This is a genomic window from Alcanivorax sp. HI0044 (assembly GCF_001634945.1).
On sequence record NZ_LWEZ01000914.1, the window covers coordinates 1 to 608 of the forward strand.

Consider the following 608-nt stretch of genomic DNA (forward strand, 5'->3'; position numbering starts at 1 on the left):
TCATCCGTCGCTGCAGAATCCTGGGCCTGTCACTGGCTGAGATTCACGAACTACAGAGCTATCAGGACGACCCTCATCAGCCTTGTACCGCCGTCAACGCCTTGCTCGATGATCACATCTCTCATGTGCGGTCGCAGATAACCGCTCTGCAAGCGCTTGAGAAACAACTCGTTTCACTGAGAGCGAGTTGCAACGATGACCGGGAAGTTGAGGCGTGTGGGGTTCTTGCTGGAATTAGCGAAGGAAACATGCACCAGCAGTAGGTGAAGCATCAACCAGATAATCCGATGAGATGCCGGTCTGTCTCACTCTCATGCAAAGGTAAGATCAACCATTTAATCCGCTTACCCTCTTGAACAATCGATCCAGCGTGCTCTGGATAGTATTCAAGGTACCTCCGCGCTGCTTCTCGAAATGCGCATAGACAGATTTTGGGTCTGCCGTGCGCCCCTTCCAGAAGTATTGCAAGACTTGCTTTTCTAGTTCACCCAGCTGCATGAATCCTGACCACTTAGAGATTATCAATCTGGCAATCAGACTGACACACATAAAACCGATCGTCAATCGGCTTTTGTATGGCTAGCCCCCCCCCTCCCAGCATCACACGG

At 51.2% G+C, this 608-nt stretch carries 2 protein-coding genes; one reads left to right on the forward strand and one right to left on the reverse strand.

Annotated features, from left to right (window positions below; translation table 11 throughout):
* A partial coding sequence (locus A3730_RS10770; protein ID WP_156501147.1) for a MerR family DNA-binding protein occupies positions 1-263 on the forward strand: 263 nt, incomplete at its 5' end.
* A 64-nt stretch (positions 264-327) separates the two neighbouring features.
* On the opposite strand, the gene A3730_RS10775 is transcribed toward A3730_RS10770, so the two are convergent.
* Complete coding sequence (locus tag A3730_RS10775) at positions 328-549, reverse strand: BlaI/MecI/CopY family transcriptional regulator (RefSeq protein ID WP_369819063.1); 222 nt, start codon at positions 547-549, stop codon at positions 328-330.
* Between the last annotated feature and the right edge of the window lie 59 nt (positions 550-608).